Origin of the sequence: Roseateles sp. (assembly GCF_039595295.1) — a bacterium.
Taxonomy (GTDB): Bacteria; Pseudomonadota; Gammaproteobacteria; order Burkholderiales; family Burkholderiaceae_C; genus Roseateles.
In genome coordinates, this window is sequence record NZ_JBCNLU010000008.1 from 1 (window position 1) to 21,984 (window position 21,984).

The window sequence follows — 21,984 nt, forward strand, 5'->3', positions numbered from 1 at the left end:
GACAAGATCGAGCTCTACGAGGCGCTGCTCTTCTTCAAGCGCCTGCGCGAGCAGACGGTGGACAACTACGACTTCGCCAACGGCGCGCCGGCGGTGGGGGCGACGCTGGACCTGCACGAGGCCGACCGGATCTTCGAGAAGGCCTACCGCGGTCGCGCGGCGCGCAAGAACCTGCACCACTACTTCTTCCGCCAGAGCCTGCCCAACATCCAGCTGCCGGAGCGGCGTTTCCACACGACCAACGACCCGGTCATGACGCCGGCGCTGCTGGATCATTTCTTCAACGAGGTGGTGCCGGTCTTTCAGCAGATGGACGACCGCAAGAAGGCGCTGCTGTGGTCGGTGTACCGTGATGATCCGCAGTTCCGGGCCGTGCTGCCGATGCTCAGCGGCGGCGGCCAGGATCTGGGCCGGGCGCTGCGGCAGTACCCGCGCTACTCCATCCGCTGCCCGGGCCACCTGGACATCCGCGCGGCCAACGACAGCCAGCTCGGTCACTTCGATCTGGACGTGATCGAGGTCTCCGCGCACGGCTTCCAGGCCGAGTGCGATCACGAACTGCCGCTGCAGATCGACGGCACGGTGGAGATCGAGCTGGGCCACAACGAGCGCGCCCATGTGACCGCCCGAGCGGTGCGCCGCAAGGACACGGAGCAAGGCAGCTTCTACGGTTTCCGCATCGACGAACCCGATCGCCACTGGCGCAGCTTCGTCTCCACGCTGGAGATGGGCACGACCACCAAGGACCTCGCCGCATGAATTCTCGCGCTCCTCGCCGGTCGCTCGGCCGGATCACGTCCTTCGCCGCCGATGCGGATCTGCCCTCGGCATCAAGCCGCCGCGGCGTGCTGGCGCTCGGCGCGGCCGGCGTGCTGGGCGGCATCGCCGGCCTGAGCGCGCTGTGGCCGGCGACGACGCGGGCGCAGGAGATGTCCAACACCTTGCCGGACCTGATCGACCGCAGCCGCTCGGCGGTGGTGGCGGTGGGGACCTTCTCGGCGACGGACAACCCGCGCTTCGGTTTCCGCGGGACGGGTTTCGTGGTCGGCGACGGTCGCCAGATCGTGACCTGCGCGCACGTGGTGCCGAGTCCGCTCGAGAAGGACTTGATGATCACCGTGCCGGCGTCCGGCAACACCTCCGGCCAGCCGCAGCTGCGTGCGGTCAAGCTGGTGCGGCGCGACGTCATGCACGATCTGGCCGTGCTGGAGCTGATCGAGGGAAAGCCGCTGACCGAAGTGCTGTCGCTGGCCACGGTCGAGGAGGGCAAGCCGACGGTGCGCGAGGGCACGGCGGTGGCGCTGATGGGCTACCCGATCGGGACGCAGCTGGGCGTGACCATGGCCACGCACCGCGGCGTGGTGGCGGCGCTGACCACCGCCGCGATGCCGGCGCCGAATTCCAACTCGCTGGACCCGCGCGCGGTGCGCCAACTGCGCGAGGGGCCGGTGGAGTTCCTGCAACTGGACATCACCGCCTATCCAGGCAACAGCGGCGGGCCGCTGCTGGACATCCGCACCGGGAAGGTCGTCGGGGTGGTCAACATGGTGGTGCTCAAGGGCACGCGTGAATCGGCGCTCACCGCGCCCAGCGGCATCAGCTATGCGGTGCCGGTGAAGTATGTGATGGGGGTGTTGGGGAAGTAATCCCCGCTCAGCCCGCATGCCCCACCGGCGCGCCGACGCCGGCTGGCGGCGCGGGCTCGCGCAGCAGCAGCGCCAGCAGGCCCCCCGACGCGGCGAAGACCGCCCCCACCGCGAACGCCACGCGGTAACCCCCCGCCAGCGCCGCCGGCATCGCGGCGCCCAACGCGGCGAGGTCCGCCGTGCGCGAGGCCGCCAGGCTCGCCAGCACCGCCAGACCCAGCGAGCCGCCCATCATGAAGGATGTGTTCACCACGCCCGAGGCCAGACCGGATTCGCTGGGGGCGACCTCGCTCATCGCCGCCAGCAGCACCGGATTGAAGGCCACGCCGGCGCCCAGGCCCAGCAGCAGCATGCCGGGCAGCACGTCCAGCCAGAAGCCGCCGTCGGCGGGGGCGCGCGCGAACAGCGCCAGGCCCAGCGCCGCCAGCAGCAGACCGCCGCACAGCGGCAGGCGCAGGCCGAAGCGCATCACCAGCTTGGCGGACAGGCCCACCGAGAAGGCCGCCATGATCAGGTTGGCCGGCAGAAAACCCAGCCCCACGTGCATCGCGTCATAGCCCAGCACCAGCTGCATGTAGAGCGCCGACAGGAAGAACCACGCGAACATCGCCGCCGCCCACAGCACACCGATCACGTTGGACACCGCCACCGAGCGCAAGCGGAACAGCGACAGCGGCATCAGCGGATGGGCCACCTTCATCTCCAGCACCAGGAAGACGGCGAGCAGCAGCACCGCGCCGCCCAGCATCGCGAGCGTGCGGGTCGAGGTCCAACCGGCTTCGTTCCCGTTCACGACCGCATAGACCGCCAGCATCAGCGAGGCCGTCACCGTCACCGCGCCGGCCCAGTCCAGCGTCTCGCCCGGGGCGGTCGGGCCGCCGCGCTCGATCAGCCACAGGCACAGCGCCAGCACCAGCGCGCCAATCGGCAGGTTGACCAGGAAGATCCAGTGCCAGCTCAGCGTGCTGGTCAGCAGCCCGCCCAGCAGCACGCCGATGCTCCCGCCGCCCGCGCAGACGAAGCCGTAGACGCCCATGGCCTTGGCCCGCTCGCCGGGCTCGGTGAACATGTTCATGATCAGCGACAACGAAATCGCCGACACCACCGCGCCGCCCAGGCCTTGCACGGCGCGCGACGCGATCAGCAGCTCCTGCGTGTGCGCCAGCCCGCAGGCCGCCGACGCGCCGGTGAACAGCGCCAGCCCCGCCAGGAACATGCGCCGGTGTCCGTACAGGTCGCCCAGCCGGCCGCCCAGCAGCATGAAGCCGCCGAAGGTCAGCATGTAGGCGTTGACCACCCACACCAGCGAGGTCTCGGTGAAGTGCAGGTCGGCGCGGATGGAGGGCAGGGCCACGTTCACGATGGTCGTGTCCAGCACGATCATCAGCACGCCCAGGCACAGCACGCCCAGCGCCAGCCAGCGGCGTCGCTTGGAATCAAGGTGGGAAGTCATGGAGAGCGATCTTTCTTGGAAGCTCGGAAGGGTGTCGTGAGCACGACGCGCCAGCCCGCGTGAAATCGACACGGGCCCGATGCGGTGGGCTCGCGCGAGCGCGACGGTTGCGGCGAAGGACCGCGTTTTTATCAGCCGCACTGAGCCCCCGCCAGTGCCGCAGGTCCCAGGCCCGGGACGTGCTGCCACGGGCTGTCAGCTGTCGGTCGATCGCCTACAGACGCTGCCGTCATCGCTGCACCACGCGATACGGCTTGCATGTCTGCCGTGCGAACAGGCGCAGCGACAACATTCGTTCCATCAACAGGGGATCACGACCATGAGCATCACCAAGTACGCGAAAGCGGCGCGCCAGGGGCGCCACAGCAGCTTCAAGACGGCACTGCTGCTGTCCAGTCTGGCGATGGTCGCCGGTCTGCTGTTCAGCGTTGCGCAAGACGCCCACGCCGCCACGCCGGTCACCAACACTTTCCAAGCGACGGCGACCATCACCAGTTCCTGCACCGTGTCGGGTTCCAATCTGAACTTCGGCAGCGCGATCGACCCGCTGGCCACCGGGCTGCCGCTGGACGCCTCGTCCAACCTGACCGTCAGCTGCTCCAACAGCACGCCGTACTCGGTGTCGCTGAACGCCGGCGCGAACGCGGGCGGCGCGTCCAACTTCACGAGCCGCACGATGAAGAGCGGCTCCGACACGCTGGCCTATCAGCTGTACCTGGATTCGGGTCGCTCCAGCGTCTGGGGCGACGGCACCGCCTCCTCGGCGACCAAGAGCGGCACGGGCACCGGCAGCGCGCAGACCATCCCGGTTTACGGCCGCATCCCGTCGCTGTCCAACGTCGTGCCGGGCAGCTACACCGACACCGTCACGGTCACCGTCAGCTACTGACGCGCTACCCCGGGTCCGGCGTCAGGGGCCGGACCGACCGTTTGCTCGAGTGCTGACGTCCAGCGCCGCACGAGTCGTGATTGATGTGGGAGGCCTCGCGCCTCGGACACGCACGCGGCCCGGCCTCCCCCCTGACATGCGGCGTGTCAGCACTCGACAATGTTCACCGCCAGGCCGCCTCGGGCCGTCTCCTTGTACTTGGTCATCATGTCCGCGCCGGTTTCGCGCATGGTCTTGATGACCTTGTCCAGGCTGACGTGGTGGGTGCCGTCGCCGCGCAGCGCCATGCGCGCCGCGTTGATGGCCTTCACCGACGCGATCGCGTTGCGCTCGATGCAGGGGATCTGCACCAGGCCGCCGACCGGATCGCAGGTCAGGCCCAGGTGGTGTTCCATGCCGATCTCGGCGGCGTTCTCGACCTGGGCCGGCGTGCCGCCCATCACCGCGCACAGTGCGGCCGCCGCCATCGAACAGGCCACGCCCACCTCGCCCTGACAGCCGACCTCGGCGCCGGAGATCGAGGCGTTCTCCTTGTAGAGGATGCCGATCGCGGCGGCGGTCAGCAGGAAGTCCACCACGCCGCTCTCGCTGGCACCGTGCACGAAGCGGGCGTAGTAATGCAGCACCGCCGGCACGATGCCGGCCGCGCCGTTGGTCGGCGCCGTGACGACGCGGCCGCCGGCGGCGTTCTCCTCGTTCACGGCCAGCGCGTACAGGTTGACCCAGTCCATTACCTGCAGCGGATCGCGTAGCGCGGCTTCGGGATTGGCGGTCAGCTCACGATAGAGATGGGCCGCGCGCCGCCGCACCTTGAAGCCGCCCGGCAGGATGCCTTCGGTCTTGCAGCCGCGCGTCACGCATTCCTGCATCACGCGCCAGATGTTGAGCAGACCGGCGCGCGTCTCCTCGTCGCTGCGCCAGTGGCGCTCGTTGCGACGCATGATCTCGGCGATCGAGCAGCCTTCCTTCTCCGTCAGCGCCAACAGTTCGGCGCCGGTCTTGAAAGGGTAGGGCAGGACCGTCGTGTCGGGCGCGATCTGCTTCTGCTTGGAGCCGTCGGCCAGCACTTCCTCGCTGACGACGAAACCGCCGCCCACCGAGTAATACACGCGGTTCTGCAGCTCGTTGCCCTCGGCGTCGAAGGCGATCAGGCGCATGCCGTTGGCGTGCAGCGGCAGGCTCTGGCGCCGGTACATGACCAGGTCGCGGGCTTCATCGAAGGCGACCACATGGTCGCCGCCCAGCGCGACGCGCTTGTCCGCGCGGATCGCCTCCAGGATGCCGGGGATGGCCTCGATGTCGACGGTGTCGGGCTCATGGCCGGCCAGGCCCAGCAGCACGGCCTTGTCCGAGCCGTGCCCCTTGCCGGTCGCGCCCAGCGAGCCGTACAGGGTCGTGGCCACGCGCACGGTCTTGTCGAGCACGCCTTCATGCCGCAGGCGCTGGATGAACATGCGCGCCGCGCGCATCGGTCCCACCGTGTGGGAACTGGACGGCCCGATGCCGATCTTGAAGAGGTCGAAAACGGAAACTGCCATGGCAAACCTCGTGGGTAGGCGAGCCGCCCGCCCCGTGCGCTCGTGGCAGCGGGGCGAGACGACGAATCAAAGCTAGGCCAAAAAAGAAGGCCGCGTCAGCGGCCTCCTCGATCACTCGTCCGCGTAGGCGGACAGCGGGGGGCAGGAGCAGACCAGGTTGCGGTCGCCGTAGACGTTGTCCACGCGACCCACCGGCGACCAGTACTTGGTCTGGCGCAGCGCGGCGACCGGGTAAGCCGCCTCGTCGCGGCTGTAGCCGTGCGTCCACTCGGTCTTGAGCAGGCTCTCGGCCGTGTGCGGCGCGTTGACCAGCGGGTTGTCTGTCTGCGGCCAGCCGCCGGCCTCGACCTTGGCGATCTCCGCGCGGATCTGGATCATCGCGGCGATGAAGCGGTCCAGCTCATGCTTGGATTCGCTCTCGGTGGGCTCGACCATCAGCGTACCCGCCACCGGGAAGGACAGCGTCGGCGCATGGAAGCCGTAATCGATCAGGCGCTTGGCCACGTCCTCGGCCGACACGCCCGAGCTGTCCTTCAGCGGACGCAGGTCCAGGATGCACTCGTGCGCCACGCCGCCACCCTTGACGCCCGCGACGTTGCCGCTGAAGTGGATGTCGTAATGGTCCGACAGGCGGGCGGCCACGTAGTTGGCCGAGAGGATGGCCGTTTCGGTCGCGGCCTTGAGGCCGACCTCGCCCATCATGCGGATGTACATCCACGAGATCGGGAGCACCGCCGCGTTGCCCAGCGGCGCGGCGGACACCGCGCCGATGGCGGTCTTCTCGCCCAGGCCGGCCGAGCGGTGGGCGGGCAGGAAGGGGACGAGGTCCTCGACCACGCAGACCGGACCGACGCCCGGGCCGCCGCCGCCGTGCGGGATGCAGAAGGTCTTGTGCAGGTTCAGGTGGGACACGTCGCCGCCGAACTGGCCCGGGGCGGCGATGCCGACCAGCGCGTTCATGTTGGCGCCGTCCACGTAGACGCGGCCGCCGTGCTCATGCACCAGCGCGCAGATCTCCTTGACGTGCGTGTCGAACACGCCGTACGTCGAGGGGTAGGTGATCATGATCGCGGCCAGATTCGAGCTGTGCTGCTCGCACTTGGCCTTCAGGTCGGCCAGATCGATGTTGCCTTCCTTGTCGCACTTGGTCACGACGACCTGCATGCCCACCATCTGCGCCGAGGCCGGGTTCGTGCCGTGCGCCGATTCCGGGATCAGGCAGATCTTGCGATGTGCGTCGCCGCGCGATTCGTGCCAGGCCTTGATGATCAGCAGTCCGGCGTATTCGCCCTGCGAGCCCGCGTTCGGTTGCAGCGACACGCCGGCGTAACCGGTCGCCTGGCACAGCCACGCGGCCAGCTGCTGATCCAGTTGGGCGTAGCCCTGCAGCTGGCTTTGCGGGGCGAACGGGTGGACGAAAGCGAACTCGGGCCAGGTGATGGGGATCATCTCGCTGGTGGCGTTCAGCTTCATCGTGCAGGAGCCCAGCGGGATCATGCTGCGGTCCAGCGCCAGGTCCTTGTCCGACAGCTGGCGGATGTAGCGCAGCATCTCGGTTTCGGAGTGGTGGACGTTGAAGATCGGATGCGTCAGGTACGCGCTGGTGCGCGACAGCGCGGCCGGGATCAGCGTGGCGGCGGTGGCGCCGGCGAAGGCGTCCGCGACCGGCTTGCCTTCGGCGAAGACGGTCAGGAGGGCCTGGATGTCGGCGCGCGAGGTGGTCTCGTCCAGCGTGATGCCGATGCTCTCCGCGCCGGCCTGGCGCAGGTTCATGCCGGCGGCCACGGCGGCGGCCAGGATCGGGCCGGTGTGGGCGCCGGTCTGCACGTGCAGGGTGTCGAACGAGGTCTCATGGATCAGCGTCAGGCCCAGCGCCTTCAAGCCTTGGGCCAACACCGCGGCGTAGGCGGTGACGCGCTGCGCGATGCGCTTGAGGCCTTGCGGGCCGTGATAGACCGCGTACATGCTGGCCACGACGGCCGGCAGCACCTGGGCGGTACAGATGTTCGAGGTCGCCTTCTCGCGGCGGATGTGCTGCTCGCGGGTCTGCAGCGACAGGCGGTAGGCGGGCTTGCCGTGCGCGTCGACGGAGACGCCGACCAGACGGCCCGGCAGCGAGCGCTTGAACTCGTCGCGGCAGGCCATGTAGGCGGCGTGCGGGCCGCCGGCGCCCATGGGCATGCCGAAGCGCTGCGTGGTGCCCACGGCGATGTCGGCGCCTTGCTCGCCCGGCGAAACGATCAGCGTCAGGGCCAGCAGGTCGGCCGCGGCCACCAGCAGGCCGCCTTGCGCGTGCACCGCGTCGGCGATCGCCTGCAGCGGGCGGACCACGCCGGTCACGCCGGGGTACTGGACCAGGGCGCCGAAGCATTCGGACTGGCCGGCGTCCTCGGCCTTGCCGACCTGCACGGTGATGCCCAGCGGCTCGGCGCGGGTGCGCACGACTTCCAGGGTCTGCGGCAGCACGTCGTCGGCGACGAAGAAGACCTGGCTCTTGCTCTTGGCCATGCGGGCCGCCAGGGTCATGCCCTCGGCGGCGGCGGTGGCCTCGTCCAGCATCGAGGCGTTGGCGATGGCCATGCCGGTCAGGTCGCAGACCATGGTCTGGAAGTTGACCAGCGCCTCCATGCGGCCTTGCGAGATCTCGGCCTGGTACGGGGTGTAGGCCGTGTACCAGGCGGGGTTCTCGAGGATGTTGCGCAGGATCACGCCCGGGGTCAGCGTGCCGTGATAGCCCTGGCCGATGAAGCTCTTCAGGATCTGGTTCTTGCCCGCGATGGCCTTGAGCTCGGCCAGCGCCTGCGCCTCGGTCACGGCGTCCGGCAGGTCCATCTTCGCGGCGCGCTTGATCGCGGCGGGCACGATCGCGTCGATCAGCGCGGCGCGCGAGGCGGCACCGATGGCCGACAGCATCAGCTGTTCATCGTGCGCGTCAGGGCCGATGTGGCGGGCGTGGAACTCGGAAGGGTTCTCGAGCTCGGTGAAGTGGGGCAGGGCGGACATGGCGGGGCGATCCTGGAGATTGAATTCTTTGCCGAGGTTCCGGGTCGTTCGCCCCGGAACCTCGCGAGCGATGGTTTAGGAGTTCTTCACCAGCTCGTCATAAGCCGTCGTGTCCATCAGGGCGTCCAGCTCGGACGGGTTGGACAGCTTGACCTTGAAGAACCAGCCGGTCTTCAGCGGATCGCTGTTGGCCAGCGACGGGTCGTCGCGCAGGGCTTCGTTGACCTCGACGATCTCGCCCGAGACGGGGGCGTAGACGTCGGCGGCGGCCTTGACCGACTCGACCACGCCGGCCACTTCCTTGGCGGCGAAGCTTTTGCCGACTTCCGGCAGGTCGACGAAGACCACGTCGCCCAGCGCGTCCTGCGCATGGACGGTGATGCCCACGGTGGCGATGCCGTCGGTGGTGTCGACCCACTCGTGGTCGGGGGTGTACTTGATGCTCATGGAGAGGCTCCGTAAGGGAATCGGTGAGAAGAGAAAGCGCGGAGAGAAACGCGACCCAGGATCAACGGATCAGCCGCGGAAGTATCCGTTGGGCGTGAAGGGCGTGGAAGAGACCGTCATCGGGGTGCGCTTGCCGCGCACTTCGGCGAAGAGCTCGGTCCCGACCGCGGCGAACGCGGTCTGCACATAGCCCAGCGCGACCGGCTTGCCGACCGTCGGGCCCAGCGTGCCGCTGGTGACGACGCCGATCTCGACGCCGTTGGCGTCGACCAGCTTGGCGCCTTCGCGCACGGGCATGCGCTCCGAACTGACCAGGCCGACGCGCTTCTTCGCGACGCCTTCGGCCAGCTGCTTGTCGACGATGGCCGCGCCCGGATAGCCGCCGGCACGCGCGCCGCCGGCGCGACGCACCTTCTGGATCGCCCAGGTCAGCGAGGCCTCGACAGGCGTGGCCTTGGTGTCGATGTCATGGCCGTACAGGCACAGGCCGGCTTCCAGACGCAGCGAGTCGCGCGCGCCCAGTCCGATGGGCATCACTTCCGGCTGGGCCAGCAGCTTGCGGGCCAGCTCGACCGCGCGGTCGGCGGGCACCGAGATCTCGTAGCCGTCCTCGCCGGTGTAGCCGGAGCGGGTGACGAAGGTGGGAATGCCGTCCAGGTCGAAGAAGCCGCCGGTCATGAAGACCAGCTTGGCGACGTCGGCATTCAGGCGCGACAGCGCGGTCACCGCCTGCGGACCCTGCAGCGCCAGCAGCGCCTGGTCGGGCATCGGGCGGACCTCGCAGCGGCCCGACAGGTGCTGCTGCATGTGAGCGATGTCCTGGTCGCGGCAACCCGCGTTGACGACGACGAACAGGCCGTCGGTGCGGCGGGCCACCATCAGGTCGTCCATGATGCCGGCCTCGTCGTTCAGGAACAGCGCATAGCGCTGCTTGAACAGCCCCAGGTCCACGATGTCCACGGGGACCAGGGTCTCCAGCGCGGCGGCAGCGTCGTCGCCGACCAGCAGCACCTGACCCATGTGCGAGACGTCGAACAGGCCCGCTTGTGAGCGGGTGTGCTTGTGCTCGGCCATGACGCCGGCGGGGTATTGGACCGGCATGTCGTAGCCGGCGAAGGGCACCATCTTGGCGCCCAGTTCGATGTGCAGCGCGTGCAGCGGCGTCTTGTTGAGCGCGGCTTGCGCGTTGGTGTCAGCGGACATGTCTCACTCCGAGGGCATTCGTCTGGGCAACCCCGGTCAATGGACCTGCCGGCCCCGGGGTTGGGAGATGCCCTCGCTGTCCGCTTTACCTGAGAGATTGGCCGCCGGTGGTTGACCGACAGCTTGCCCCTTCGGTGGACGGGCTCGACCGCAGGTCCGCCCCGTCTCTCTCCAGTGAGGAACGCCCGACATCTCGGACGTCTCGTCAGTCCTTTTGCCTGAGCGTTCGCAGCGTGGGATCACCAGTGCCACTGCGCCTTCGGCGGCCCCCGCGAAGGGGCTCTCTCCTGACTGGCGCGCATTGTAGTCATGGAATGGGAGGCATTGACGCATTCGTGTTGCGGAGGATGGCGCGCGCGTTGGCCGGATCGGGGGCAGACGGCTCGTCGAGGGGCGCGGCTGTGAACCATGGGCTGTCGCCTGCGGACCCACCGCGCTTTCGACAGCGCATCGCGCGAGGAGCCCGCATGAGCATCCACTTCGGACTTTCCCCTTCCTCGATCTCGCCCCACCCGACCCTGGTGCCCGATCGCGTCGACCATGCGGCGCTGAGCGACTATCTGCGGGAATGGGACGCGTGCAGCACGCCGGGGGAGGGCCGGGATCCGTGCGACCGCATCCGGCCGGGCGCCCATGTCCCCGTCATTCAGTGTCTGCGGTCTTCGCAGCGCGCACCGCTGGCCAGACCCGAGGACACGCGCCTGCCGGGGGAAAGGGGGCACGGGCCCCGGATTCGCCAGAACAGTGACGCCTTGCGTCTCGCGGAGATCGAGGCGGTGACGAGTCGCCCTCAGGTCCAGGCCGCGACGGCCGCGTTGCTGGACCGCATGACGATGCCCACTGGTCTGCGAGGCTGGTGGCGCCATCGCTTCGGGCCGAAGGTCGAGTCGGTGGAGACACTGGCTTCCCGACTGGTCGATGCCCTGCGGGCGGCCTGCGAGCAGCGCAAGCGGGCCGGTGAGGTGACGGTGTTCCGTCACATCGAGCAGGCGGTCGATGCCATGGCCGCGAGCTTGGTGAAGCAGGCCGCCGGGGCCACGTCGGCCAAGGGACGGTCGCGCTGGTGCCAGCGGGTGGAAAGCCAGCGGGCCGGCAGCTTTCTCGCGGCGGTGCGTGCGCAGCAGCGGCGGTCGGTCGGCCCGAACTTTTCGCCGAGCCCGGAGGCGCTCTTGGAGTTGGACTCGCCGCTGTCGCGTCTGCTGTCGTGCATCCGGTCCCAGGTGCGCGAGACCTGAGGGGATCTCGGAGTCGGAGTCAGGTGCCCCGAGGTGTCGGATGAGTCGCAGGAGGTGCGGCACAGACGATAGCGGCCCGGCGGGCGGGCTCGCCAGGGAGTTCACCGTGAGCATCGGAAACCGCATCGCGACGCTGCTGTCGTGCTGCACGACGCCGGTCGAGGACCGGAAATCATCGCCAGGGGAGCAGGTGCCGAACGGCACGATCATCGGGATCGACGGTCGCCTGCAGGCGATCGCGGCCAAGTCCGGGGCGATGCGATCCTCGAAGCAGGCCCGAGCAGATCTGGGTGCTCCAATGCGCAGGTTCAAGAACGGCCTGCCCGGCGACTGGGCATTGACCGCCGTGGCCTTGCCGACTCAGGCCGGCGGGCGGGTGCTGAGTCTGGACATGAGCAAAGGAGAGCTGCCGGACTCCGATCCGGTATTGCTGCTGCATCTGGCCGACACGATGCTGAATGACAGAGTCGCGAGCTTGGTTGAACCGGTCGAGCAGGAGCCCGATCCGCTTCAGCCTCCAGCCGGAAGAACGGCGATCGAGCGGCTGCTCGCGGGTCCTCTGAGGGCGCAGATCACCACCGAGCAGGCCCGCTACACCATCAGCAGCCGTCCGCGGCAAGAGCGTCCGGGATCGACGTTCGGTGTCATCGACGTGGCGGTCGAGAGTGATCGTGGCGAATCCTGGCGGACGACCGCGTCCCTGCACGCACTGCCGCTGCGCCGGCCGAGTCTCATGGCGCATCGCGTCAAGGAAGCGATGGCGCTGGGCGCGCGCTACGGCGGTGCCCTGGCGGACAAGAGCATCACGCCCGGCGTGGCGCTGATCCACGAAGGCCGGCACCAGAACCTGGCACCGGCCCTCGCGGCGATCGGGTTGCTGCGAGGCGGCGCTTCAATCGAGCAGACAGTCGAGGGCATCCGCGCCGCCAAGCATGCGGCGCGCCACCGCGTCGCACCACGGCACGCGGGTCCGTTGCCTCCGCCGCCCCCGGTTCCTTCGGCCGAGCGTCCGGTCGCGCGTTCCATCGCTGGTCCTGCCGCCAGATCGGGGCCCGACGGCGTGCGACTGGCGCCTTCGCCTGTGATCCGCTGCCCGGCTGAGCGCCTGAGAGCGAGCTCGGTCAAGAAGGATTCGGGCAGGCGCCTGGAGCCCTCGCCCGTGATTCGGATGCCGATACCGACGCCGACGCTGCCCCCTGAAGGGCATGATGAGTCGAACCAGCGCGCCTTCGATGCGGTGAATCGCGACCTCGGCGTGAAGCAGGCGATGCAAGACTTGGCGGCGCGGATGGCGAGGCCCTCGGGTCTGGCGGGCTGGTACCGGCGGGTCTTTCATGGTGAGAAGCCGGAGCCCATGGATCGGCTCGCGGGAAAGCTTGTCGACGCGGTCGATGAGGTGATCACACCGCGTCGGGGAACGGCGCTCGGCGCGCCGGGTGAGGCGCTGCCGTGGCTGCGGAACGAGGCTGTCCGGCAGGTGCTGGCGCAAGGTTTTAGTGAACTTCCCGCTCCGGAGCAAGAGCGATGGCGGGCCCGCATCGAGCGCCCGAGGGTCGGCGGATGGGCGGCCGCGCGTCGGCGGCAACAGGGCGAGAGGGGGGCCGCCCCTCGACTTGCCGGCCTGCGCGATACCTCGGCGATCGCCGAGGCCTTGTGGCTGCTGAAAACGGTCGCCGCCCGAGCGCCGGCCGGCTCGGGCATGGCGCCGGACCGCCAGCAGGACTGACTGGGCGCCCGCCCGTGCGGTCGATCGTCGCCGGAGCGGGGCGATTGCGCCACAATCGCCCCCCATGCGACTCCTGCTGGTGGAAGACGACCTCATGATCGGCGAGCAGCTGCTCGAGCTGCTGCGCGCCGAAAGTTACGCGGTGGACTGGGTCCGTGACGGCGAAATCGCCGACACGGCGCTGCAGTCCCAGACCTACGACCTGGTGCTGCTCGACCTGGGCCTGCCCAAGCGGGACGGCATGAGCGTGCTGCAGGCGCTGCGGGCTCGCAAACAGGCGGTGCCGGTGCTGATCGCCACGGCGCGCGACGCCTCCGCGCAGCGCGTCGCCGGGCTGGACGCGGGCGCTGACGATTACGTGCTCAAGCCCTTCGACTTCGACGAGCTGCTCGCCCGCATCCGCGCGCTGCTGCGCCGCGCCGCCGGGCGCTCCGAACCGGTCTACGAACACATGGGCGTGAGCATCAATCCCGCCACCCGCGAGGTCACCTCCAACGGCCATCCGGTGACGCTGTCGGCGCGCGAATGGGCCGTGCTGGAGCCGCTGCTGGCACGACCGGGCATGGTGCTCTCGCGTCAGCAGCTCGAGGAAAAGCTCTACGGCTGGAAGGACGAGATCAGCAGCAACGCGGTCGAGGTCTACATCCACGGGCTGCGCAAGAAGCTGGGCGCGGAACTGATCCAGAACGTGCGCGGCGTGGGCTACCGGGTCCCCAAGGAATGAACGACGCCCCGGGCGGCCGGCGCTGGACGCTGCTGCCGCGCTCGCTGCGCTACCGGCTGCTGCTGTTCCTCCTGGGCGCGATGCTGACCAGCGCGCTGATCCAGGGCCTGAGCGCCTACCGCAACGCGCTGATGGAGACCGACGAGATCTTCGACTACCAGATGCAGCAGGTGGCGCTGTCGCTTCGCGCGGGCATGGGCACCGGGCTGCCGCTGACGCTGGGCGAGGAGCAGAGCATCGACCTGATCGTGCAGGTCTGGGGGCTGGACGGCACGCCGCTGTACCGCTCCGCCGGGCCGGACTGGCTGCCGCAGCGCGCGGTGCTGGGCTTCTCCAACGTGGCGCTGCGCGGCAAGCGCTATCGCGTCTTCGCGGTGCAGGGACGCTTCCAGGTCGTGCAGGTGGCGCAGGACATTGCCGTGCGTCAGCGCATGGCCGGTCAACTGGCCTGGCGCACCGTGCTGCCGACGGCGCTGATGCTGCCGCTGCTCGCGCTGGTCGTGTGGTGGGTGGTGAGCCATTCGCTGGCGCCGCTGGAGCGGGTGCGGCAGCAGCTCTCTCGCCGCGTCGCGCAAGACCTGGCCCCGGTCGACGAGGCCGACGTCCCCAGTGAAGTCCAGCCGCTCGTGTCCGAGTTGAACAGCCTGCTGGCGCGCGTCGGTCAGGCCTTCGAGGCGCAACAGCATTTCGTGGCCGATGCGGCGCATGAGCTGCGCTCGCCATTGGCGGCGCTCAAGTTGCAGCTGCAGTCCGTGCGACGCGCGCCTGACGAGACGGCGCGCGCGCAGGCGCTGGAGCGCCTGGGGCAGGGCATCGATCGGGCCTCGCATCTGATCGAGCAGCTGTTGGCGCTGGCCCGCCAGGACAGCGCGAAGACGCCGGCGCCGGCGCAGGCGATCGCGTTGGATCAGCTCTGTCGCGATGCGGTCGTGGACGGCGCCACGTTGGCCCATGCGCGCGGCATCGACCTCGGGCTGGGACGCTGCGACGAGGTCCGGGTCGACGGCCATCCGGAGGCGCTCACCATGCTGCTGCGCAACCTGCTGGACAACGGCATCAAGTACGGCCGCAGCCGCGTGGACCTGAGCCTGGAGCGTTCCGGCGGACAGGCGCTGCTGGTCGTGGAGGACGACGGCCCCGGCATTCCCGACGCGGAGCGCGGGCGGGTCTTCGATCGCTTCTACCGCTCGGAATCGCAGGCGCAGCAGGCGCCGGGCACTGGGCTGGGGCTGGCGCTGGTGCGCAGCATCGCGCAGGACCACGGCGCCACGCTGCGCCTGGGACACAGCACCGCGCTGGGCGGGTTGCGCGTGGAGATGGCGTTGCCGCTCGGTTCCACGCCCGGGCGCGCGCAGTCGCCGTCGCCGAGTCTTTAAGCCGCGGTTAAGCGCTTCATTAAGAGCGGACTAAGGCTCGATCTCCACACTTCAAGCCATCGAGTCTGCGGTGGGCTCCAGGCCCCGGGCAGGCTCTCCTCACAGGAGGTTCAGATGGCTCAAGTGGAAAAGATGATTTCGGTGAAGAAGCTCGTGTGGGCGCTGGCCGCAGCGGGCGTGCTGGGCGCCGGTGGCGGCGCGCTGGCGATGCGCAACGCCAAGCTGACGCAGGCCTCGGACACGCAAGCCGTCGACGCGTCGGCGAACTCCAGCGCGGATGGGGCTCAGGTCGCCGCGCTGAGCGCGCCGGTGACGGGCAGCGCTTCGCCCGCCTCGTTCACGCCGCCGCCCGCCGGCATGCCCGACTTTGCGCAGATCGCTGCGGCGCAGGGCCCTGCGGTGGTCAACATCAGCGTGTCCGGCGTGGTGAAGACGCGCAACTCCCGCGCACCGCAGATCGATCCCGACGATCCCTTCTACGACTTCTTCCGCCGCTTCGGCATGCCGGGCATGCCGGGCGGCCCCGGCGGCGACGGCGACGGTGCCGGCAGCCGCCAGATCCGCGGCCAGGGCTCGGGCTTCATCGTCAGCAACGACGGCATCATCCTGACCAACGCCCACGTCGTGCAGGACGCGCAGGAGGTCGTGGTCAAGCTGACCGACCGCCGCGAGTTCCGCGCCAAGGTCCTGGGCAGCGACAAGTCCACCGACGTCGCCGTGCTCAAGATCGACGCCAAGAACCTGCCGACCGTGCGACTGGGCGCGACCAAGGACCTGCGCGTGGGCGAATGGGTGCTGGCCATCGGCTCGCCCTTCGGCTTCGAGAACAGCGTCAGCGCGGGCGTGATCAGCGCCAAAGGGCGCTCGCTCGGCCCGGATGAGAGCCGCGTCCCCTTCCTGCAGACCGACGTGGCGATCAACCCCGGCAACTCCGGCGGTCCGCTGTTCAACGCGCGCGGCGAGGTGGTGGGCATCAACTCGCAGATCTACAGCGCCTCGGGCGGCTATCAAGGCCTGTCCTTCGCGATCCCGGTCGAGGTGGCCAACAAGGTCCGCGCCCAGATCGAAAAGGGCGGCAAGGTGCAGCACGCCAAGCTCGGCGTGATGGTGCAAGAGGTCAACCAGGGCTTCGCCGACTCCTTCAAGCTGGAGAAACCCGAGGGCGCCCTGGTGGCCAACGTCGAGGACGGCGGCCCGGCAGCCAAGGCGGGTCTGCGCTCGGGCGACGTGATCCTGAGCTTCGGCGGTCAGCGCATCGTGGGCAGCGGCGATCTGCCGGCGCTGGTCGACCAGGCCGGCCCCGGCGACAAGGTGGTCATCGAAGTCTGGCGCGGCGGCAAGCGCGAGACGCTGACCGCGACGCTGGGCGACGCCAACGACAAGGCCGCCAAGGTCGCGAAGAACGAGGATCAGGGCGGCTCGGCGCACGGCAAGCTGGGTCTGGCGCTGCGACCGCTGCAGGCGGAAGAGCGCCGTCAGCTGGGTACCCGCGACGGGCTGCTGATCCAGGAGGTCAGCGACGGCAGCGCGGCGGCCAAGGCCGGCGTGCGTCCGGGCGACGTGCTGCTGGCGATCAACGGCACGCCGGTGCAGTCGGTCGATCAGGTCCGCGGCGCGGTGCAGGGCGCGAGCAAGTCGGTGGCGCTGCTGGTGCAGCGCGGCGGCGACAAGATCTTCGTGCCGGTCAGCATCGGCTGAGGCGTCTTTCAGGTTTTCCGGTCCCCCAATCAACCGCTGCCTGTGGCGGTTGCTCCGTGGGCCCGCGCGTGGTGGCGCGGGCCCTTTTTTTCGCCCTGGCATCATGCGCGCCATGTCGACCGAAGTCCTGCCCGATCCCGTCCCGCCACCGCCGGCCGTTTCCGCCGAGCGTCAGCGCAGCCAGCGTGCGATCGATGCGTTCATCGAGTCGCTCTGGATCGAGGAAGGGTTGTCGCGCAACACGCAGCTGGCGTATCGCCGCGACCTTCAGCTGCTCGCCGACTGGCTGGCGGCGACGCCCAAGCGGGACCTCGATCACGCGAGCGAACTCGATCTGATGGGCTATGCCGCATCGCGGCACGACGGCGGCAAGGCGACTTCGGCGAATCGGCGGCTTTCAGTGTTCAAGCGCTATTTCCGCTGGGCGCTGCGGGAGCGTCGGGTGGAGCGCGATCCCACGCTCAAGCTGATCGCTGCGAAGAAGCCGATGCGCGTGCCCAAGACGCTCTCGCAAGGGCAGGTGGAAATGCTGTTGGAGGCGCCCGATGTCGGTACGCCGAACGGTCTGCGCGACCGCGCGATGCTGGAGCTGATGTACGCCAGCGGGCTGCGGGTGACCGAGCTGGTGACGCTCAAGAGCGTGCATGTCGGCTTGCGCGAGGCGGTGCTGCGCATCACCGGCAAGGGTGACAAGGAGCGGATGGTTCCCTTCGGCGAGGAGGCGCACGCCTGGCTGATGCGCTATCTGGCCGAGGCGCGACCGCTGCTGCTCAGCGGGCGCGGCAGCGACGACCTGTTCATCACCAAGCACGGCAAGGCGATGATCCGAGAGAGCTTCTGGCGCCTGGTCAAGAAGTACGCGCTGATCGCGGGCATCACGGTGCCGATCTCGCCGCACACGCTGCGGCACGCGTTCGCGACCCATCTGCTGAACCATGGCGCGGATCTGCGCGCGGTGCAGTTGTTGCTCGGGCACGCCGATCTGTCGACGACGCAGATCTACACGCACGTGGCCCGGGAGCGGCTCAAGGTGCTGCACGCGGCGCATCACCCGCGCGGCTGATCCAGGCCGGGAACCCGGTCCGCGAGCTCGGACACCAATCACGGTCCCAGCATTCTCCGGCGGCCCCCTGTGGGGCCGTCGTCACTCCCATGTTCGATCGCGTGAATCAGCAAGCCTTCGGTGACACGGTGTGTCATTTCCCTCACGGCCCGGTCGGCCTCGGCGCCGCGGCTTTCTTCCCGCACCCCGGGTCGCCCCTGCACCCCGAAGTGCTGTGCGCCAACCTCATCACCATGGCGGCCGCCGCAGCGGGGAACTGGCTCGCGGGCGTGATCCCCACGGTCTTCAATGCCGTCAGGACCCCGGAGTTCGAGGGCTTTCCCTCCCTGCTGCAGGCGGCGCTGTCGCCGCATTACACGAAGAACGATGCGCCGGAGATGATCGGCTTCGCCAACCTGCTCAACGAGCAGGACGCGACCGATGTATTCATCGGGGGCCAGGAGCGCAGCCACAAGCTGCTCGCGCAGCTCCAGGTGCCGGGGCAGAGCCTGGAATGGTCGGGGCAGTCGCCCGGCGAGCCGCCGGTCACGGTCCGCTTCCAGCGCACTGGTGAGATGACCGACGACGGCAGTTGGGTGATGCGAACCGATCTCTACCATGGTCATGAACTGAAGTCCTCGCGGTCCACGCGTGTGCACACGGTCAGCGACGACGCGCGGCAGCCGGAGGAGTTTCGGGACGACGTTTCGCACGGATTCCAGTCTTGTCTGGGACGGATGGCCCAGGGGGAGGATCCGCGCATCGCGGTGGTGTGCGAGGACGGCGCGACGCTCTCCGGCGCCATGGCGGCAACGATGCAGCAGATGCATCGCGAGTTCCAGCGGTCCACGCACGATGGTGTGCACGCCGTCTCGTCGCCTCAGGCGGATCAGCGATCAAGCCGCGAGTATCAGGAGACTTGCCGCCAGACGCTGGGTCAGGGGTTCGCGAAGGGCATGGAGCCGTTCCTCCATGTCGGTGCTCGACAGCCGAGTCGCCCGCCGGAGGCCATGTTGCGCATGCCGTTCGTTTCGACGCAGAGGGCCACGGCCGCCGTCGTCGAGCTTGACAAGGAGAGCGACGAGGACACGGCTTACGAGAGCGACCTCTCCAGCGATACCGCGAGCATCGCGGGCAGCGATCCTGGCGGCAGCACGTGGTCCTTGAGCGATAGCGTGTTCAATGAGGATCTCCCATCGAATGTGCAAGGACCGAAGGAGTCGACAACCCAGACCCCGGTGAACGCCGAGCCGGAGGCCAGGCGAGACCGCCCAGTCGATCGACGTCCCAGCGTCGAGGTCGGCACACAGACGGAGACAGGCCGTTCGGCCGACGGAGACACTCCGAAAGCGCCGCCTCGGCCCAAACGGGACGAGCGCCGGGCTGGCGCGAGCGACCTCGCTGCGCGTCGGTCCATGACCGACGCTCCCAGTCAGCCGGTTGCGCCGCAGCAGGCTCAGGCGAACGCGCCGCGTCCAGAGGTCGCCGCTGCACCGCCGCCGCCAGCGCCGCCGGTGGCCGTGGCGCGTCCTGACACGCTGAGGCGAACAACGTCGCTTCCGAATCTTCCGGACGTGCCCCTGCACATCCCTGGCCGCTTTGACGCCAAGCCCGAAGGGGGGCTGCCGCGGGCCGCGAGTGCTCCGTCGCTGGGACCGAACAACGCCCGCGCAGAGCGTGAGCGTCGCCAGTTGGAGAACCTTCGCCGCGAGGCGGAGTTGAACCGGACCCTGAGCAAGGCTCGAACCGAGGCTGAATCTCAACGCCAGCTCGATATCGCGATGCAAACGGCGAAGAAGGGTGTGGACCGGCTGATGGAGGGGCTCGGCTTGTCGCCGCGTGCGGGGCTGAACGGCCAGTTGGCCAGAGGTCTGACCTCTGATGCCCGCCTGTTGGAGCTGATCGCCGCCATGGCCCCCTCGATGGAGCGCATGAGAGCCGCGCACCGTCAGATCAACGGCCCCAGTGACAAGGGCGTGCTCAGCAGGGACATCCTGCGACAGCAAGTTGCCGACGCCGTGGCCGGCTTGCCGGCAACCCGGCGCGACGCCTTGGCGCAGATGGTTGCCCGTCCGGACGGAGCCTTCAGCAAGGCGCTGAGCCACGCCGAGGGCTTGGTCGATCTTGGCCGCAGCTTCGACCCAGCGGATCCGGCGGATCGCGAGGAACGCCGGAAGCTGTTGAATGAGGCGAACCTCATCGAGGCGGTTCTGAGCGGCGTGCGCAGGGGACTCGCCCCTGTGCGAGAGACCAAGGTCTGAGGGCCTTCTCCGAAACCCTGATCAATCCACCGGCAACCCCGCCGGCGGCTTGATCTCCTCCAGGCAGATCATCGACCGCACGTCCGCGACCCCGTCCAGCTGCATCAGCCGGTCGGTCAGGAACTTCGACAGCGCCTGCAGGTCGCGGGCGACCACCTTCAACAGGTAGTCGCAGTCGCCCGACACGGTGTGGCATTCCAGGATCTGCGGGAAGTCGCGGATCAGCGACTCGATCTCCCGCACGCGGCCGAAGGCCTGGGCTGTGATGTTCAGGCTGACGTAGGCCGTCACCCCCAGGCCCACCACCATCGGCGCGACGTCGGCCCGGTAGCCGCGTAGCACGCCGCGCTCCTCCAGCGACCGCACCCGGCGAAGGCATTGCGGCGCCGACAGGTGCACCTGGGCCGCCAGATCGACATTCGAGATCCGCCCGTCGCGCTGCAGCGCCTGCAGGATGCGGCGATCGATCGCGTCCAGTGCGACGGCGGCATTCTTCGCGGCGGGAGCGTCCGGGGGGGCAGGCTTGAAGGCGGCATCGTTCATCGGCGCGGATGATCGCAGACAATCCCGCCCCATGGATCACAGCTTTCTTTCCGCCCTCGTCCTGCTGCTGCTGGTGCTGGACCCGCTCGGCAGCCTGCCGATCTTCATCCCCATCATGCGGGCCGTGCCGCGCGAGCGCCGCCTGCGCGTGGCCGCGCGCGAAGTCGGCATCGCCTTCGCGGTGCTGCTGGCCTTCATGTTCCTGGGCGACAGCTTCCTGCGCCTGATGCACCTGTCCGAGCGTTCGCTCGAGGTCGCGGGCGGCGTGATCCTGATCATCATCGCGATCCGCATGATCTTCAGCCACGCGGGCGAGTCCGCCTACGGCGTGGAGACGGGCAAGGAGCCCTTCATCTTCCCGCTGGCCGTGCCGCTCCTGGCCGGCCCGTCGGCGATGGCCACCGTGCTGCTGCTGGCCTCGCGCCAGCCGGACCGCGTCGCCGAATGGGTGGGCGCGCTGTTCACCGCGATGGTGATCTCCTTCCTGGCGCTGACCTTGGCCGACCGCATCCGCAAGCTGCTGGGCGACTCGGTGGTGTCCGCGCTGGAAAAGCTGATGGGTCTGGTGCTGACCGCCATCGCGGTGGAGATGATCCTGTCCGGCCTGAAGCGCTACTTCGTCGGCGGACTCTGACGCTCCGGCGCCCCCGCCGCGCCTGGGGCGCCCAGACCCCGGCGCCATTCCTCGACCGTCATCCCGTACACCGAGCCGTCGAAGTCGTACCAGCGCTCGGTCGCTCGAAAGCGCATGCCCAGCTTCTCCATGACGTGCGACGACGCCTGGTTGTCCGCGTCGCAGAAGGCCACCAGCTGCGGCGCCTTCAGCTCATCGAAGGCGAAGGCCGCCATGCGGATCGCCGCCTCGGACGCATAGCCGCGGCCCCAGCGATCGCGGCGCAGACGCCAGCCCAGTTCATGCGGGTTGGCCTGGTCGCGGCCCAGGTGCTGGACGCAGCCGGCGCCGACGATCTCGCCGGTCTCTATCTCGATGAAGGTCCACCAGCTGTAGCCCCACTCGGCCCAGCGGGCCTGGACCCGGTCGATCATGGCCTGCGTGTCGGCGATCGTGTCGGGCTTGCCGGTGATGTAGCGCATCACCTCGGCGTCGCGGTTCATCTCGAACAAGCCCTGCAGGTGCTCGTCGCTCATCGGCTCGAGGCGGAGCCGCGCGGTGGTCAGGATGGTCATGGGTCGACTGTA

General features: G+C 69.0%; 18 protein-coding genes and 2 riboswitches. Of the genes, 11 read left to right on the forward strand and 7 right to left on the reverse strand.

The genetic code is table 11. The annotated features are described in order from the left end of the window. Together ABDW59_RS08095 and ABDW59_RS08100 are read left to right on the forward strand one after the other, a co-directional pair. The coding region (locus tag ABDW59_RS08095; protein WP_343629125.1) for a PilZ domain-containing protein at positions 1 to 759 on the forward strand (759 nt) is incomplete at its 5' end. Next, on the forward strand, positions 756 to 1,646 hold the full coding sequence (locus ABDW59_RS08100; RefSeq protein ID WP_343629127.1) for a serine protease: 891 nt from the start codon (positions 756 to 758) through the stop codon (positions 1,644 to 1,646). The genes ABDW59_RS08095 and ABDW59_RS08100, both read left to right, overlap by 4 nt. Before the next feature lie 7 nt (positions 1,647 to 1,653). Here ABDW59_RS08100 and ABDW59_RS08105 read toward each other — a convergent pair whose 3' ends face one another. Beyond that, positions 1,654 to 3,099 carry an MFS transporter gene (locus tag ABDW59_RS08105; protein ID WP_343629129.1) on the reverse strand — a complete coding sequence of 482 codons (1,446 nt, stop codon included), beginning with the start codon at positions 3,097 to 3,099 and terminating at the stop codon, positions 1,654 to 1,656. 319 nt (positions 3,100 to 3,418) lie between these two features. On the opposite strand from ABDW59_RS08105, the gene ABDW59_RS08110 reads away from it, so the two are divergent. After that, the gene (locus tag ABDW59_RS08110; protein ID WP_343629131.1) at positions 3,419 to 3,988 is read left to right on the forward strand and encodes a spore coat U domain-containing protein; all 570 of its coding nucleotides are present in this window, start codon (positions 3,419 to 3,421) and stop codon (positions 3,986 to 3,988) included. A 146-nt stretch (positions 3,989 to 4,134) separates the two neighbouring features. On the opposite strand, the gene ABDW59_RS08115 is transcribed toward ABDW59_RS08110, so the two are convergent. The 4 genes from ABDW59_RS08115 to gcvT all read right to left on the reverse strand — a co-directional run bounded on the left by ABDW59_RS08115 (position 4,135) and on the right by gcvT (position 10,179). Continuing rightward, the gene (locus tag ABDW59_RS08115; protein WP_343629132.1) at positions 4,135 to 5,526 is read right to left on the reverse strand and encodes an L-serine ammonia-lyase; all 1,392 of its coding nucleotides are present in this window, start codon (positions 5,524 to 5,526) and stop codon (positions 4,135 to 4,137) included. 111 nt (positions 5,527 to 5,637) lie between these two features. Next, a complete protein-coding gene (gene gcvP / locus ABDW59_RS08120) occupies positions 5,638 to 8,529 on the reverse strand; it encodes an aminomethyl-transferring glycine dehydrogenase (protein WP_343629134.1) in 2,892 nt (963 codons plus the stop codon). Between the two features lie 75 nt (positions 8,530 to 8,604). After that, complete coding sequence (gene gcvH, locus ABDW59_RS08125; RefSeq protein WP_343629136.1) at positions 8,605 to 8,976, reverse strand: glycine cleavage system protein GcvH; 372 nt, start codon at positions 8,974 to 8,976, stop codon at positions 8,605 to 8,607. 69 nt (positions 8,977 to 9,045) lie between these two features. Beyond that, positions 9,046 to 10,179 (reverse strand): glycine cleavage system aminomethyltransferase GcvT, encoded by a 1,134-nt coding sequence (gcvT, locus tag ABDW59_RS08130; protein ID WP_343629138.1) that lies wholly within the window; start codon positions 10,177 to 10,179, stop codon positions 9,046 to 9,048. Between the two features lie 66 nt (positions 10,180 to 10,245). Then, positions 10,246 to 10,364, reverse strand: a riboswitch (glycine riboswitch). Between the two features lie 11 nt (positions 10,365 to 10,375). Continuing rightward, positions 10,376 to 10,479, reverse strand: a riboswitch (glycine riboswitch). Between the two features lie 167 nt (positions 10,480 to 10,646). Between gcvT and ABDW59_RS08135 the strand changes: the two genes are divergently transcribed. The 7 genes from ABDW59_RS08135 (at position 10,647) to ABDW59_RS08165 (ending at position 20,241) form a co-directional block, all read left to right on the forward strand. After that, the gene (locus ABDW59_RS08135) at positions 10,647 to 11,414 is read left to right on the forward strand and encodes a hypothetical protein (RefSeq protein WP_343629140.1); all 768 of its coding nucleotides are present in this window, start codon (positions 10,647 to 10,649) and stop codon (positions 11,412 to 11,414) included. Between the two features lie 106 nt (positions 11,415 to 11,520). After that, on the forward strand, positions 11,521 to 13,140 hold the full coding sequence (locus tag ABDW59_RS08140) for a hypothetical protein (RefSeq protein ID WP_343629141.1): 1,620 nt from the start codon (positions 11,521 to 11,523) through the stop codon (positions 13,138 to 13,140). Between the two features lie 64 nt (positions 13,141 to 13,204). After that, entirely contained in the window at positions 13,205 to 13,864 is a 660-nt protein-coding gene (locus ABDW59_RS08145) for a response regulator transcription factor (protein WP_343629142.1), read from the forward strand. Next, positions 13,861 to 15,240 carry an ATP-binding protein gene (locus ABDW59_RS08150; protein WP_343629144.1) on the forward strand — a complete coding sequence of 460 codons (1,380 nt, stop codon included), beginning with the start codon at positions 13,861 to 13,863 and terminating at the stop codon, positions 15,238 to 15,240. Before ABDW59_RS08145 ends, ABDW59_RS08150 begins: the two co-directional genes overlap by 4 nt. Positions 15,241 to 15,354: 114 nt before the next feature. Next, positions 15,355 to 16,938, forward strand: coding sequence for a DegQ family serine endoprotease (locus tag ABDW59_RS08155; RefSeq protein ID WP_343629146.1), 1,584 nt, complete (start codon positions 15,355 to 15,357; stop codon positions 16,936 to 16,938). Positions 16,939 to 17,050: 112 nt separating this feature from the next. Continuing rightward, positions 17,051 to 18,001: a site-specific tyrosine recombinase XerD gene (gene xerD, locus ABDW59_RS08160; protein ID WP_343629148.1), complete on the forward strand. Its 951-nt coding sequence runs from the start codon at positions 17,051 to 17,053 to the stop codon at positions 17,999 to 18,001. Positions 18,002 to 18,090: 89 nt separating this feature from the next. Continuing rightward, entirely contained in the window at positions 18,091 to 20,241 is a 2,151-nt protein-coding gene (locus ABDW59_RS08165; RefSeq protein WP_343629150.1) for a hypothetical protein, read from the forward strand. A gap of 21 nt (positions 20,242 to 20,262) precedes the next feature. On the opposite strand, the gene ABDW59_RS08170 is transcribed toward ABDW59_RS08165, so the two are convergent. Further along, positions 20,263 to 20,718, reverse strand: a complete 456-nt coding sequence (locus ABDW59_RS08170) for an Lrp/AsnC family transcriptional regulator (protein ID WP_343629328.1) — start codon at positions 20,716 to 20,718, stop codon at positions 20,263 to 20,265. 97 nt (positions 20,719 to 20,815) lie between these two features. Between ABDW59_RS08170 and ABDW59_RS08175 the strand changes: the two genes are divergently transcribed. Beyond that, positions 20,816 to 21,418 carry a MarC family protein gene (locus ABDW59_RS08175; RefSeq protein WP_343629152.1) on the forward strand — a complete coding sequence of 201 codons (603 nt, stop codon included), beginning with the start codon at positions 20,816 to 20,818 and terminating at the stop codon, positions 21,416 to 21,418. On the opposite strand, the gene ABDW59_RS08180 is transcribed toward ABDW59_RS08175, so the two are convergent. Continuing rightward, a complete protein-coding gene (locus ABDW59_RS08180; protein ID WP_343629154.1) occupies positions 21,397 to 21,972 on the reverse strand; it encodes a GNAT family N-acetyltransferase in 576 nt (191 codons plus the stop codon). The genes ABDW59_RS08175 and ABDW59_RS08180 overlap by 22 nt on opposite strands. Positions 21,973 to 21,984 lie beyond the last annotated feature (12 nt).